Below are 344 nucleotides of genomic sequence, written 5' to 3'. Positions count from 1 at the left end.
GGTTAGCAGTCTCATACTCAACGTGTGCTGTAGAGATTGTGATTCCACGCTCTCTCTCTTCAGGAGCAGCGTCAATGCTACCATAATCCATAGCTGTAGCTCCACCACTTTGAGCCAATACAGTAGTGATAGCAGCAGTTAAAGTAGTTTTACCGTGGTCAACGTGACCGATAGTACCAATGTTTACGTGTGGCTTAGTTCTAACGTAATGTTCTTTTTCTGCCATTAAAATGACCCTCCTGTAAATTTGCAAGAAGTCCGTTGAGATAAGTTAACGGATAATTCTCTGTTGAATATTGTACTACTTTCTTCGGCAAATGCCTAGTAAAAAAGATTAAGCGATA

1 protein-coding gene is annotated in these 344 nt (G+C 40.7%); it reads right to left on the bottom strand.

Features of this window, described 5'->3' with window-relative positions; all coding sequences use genetic code 11:
• On the bottom strand, positions 1-226 hold a 226-nt coding region (locus EIZ39_RS26250; protein ID WP_240675960.1), incomplete at its 3' end, for a GTP-binding protein.
• Positions 227-344 lie beyond the last annotated feature (118 nt).

This window comes from Ammoniphilus sp. CFH 90114 (assembly GCF_004123195.1).
Lineage (GTDB): Bacteria > Bacillota > Bacilli > Aneurinibacillales > RAOX-1 > YIM-78166.
This window is presented reverse-complemented; position numbering and strand designations above follow the sequence as displayed.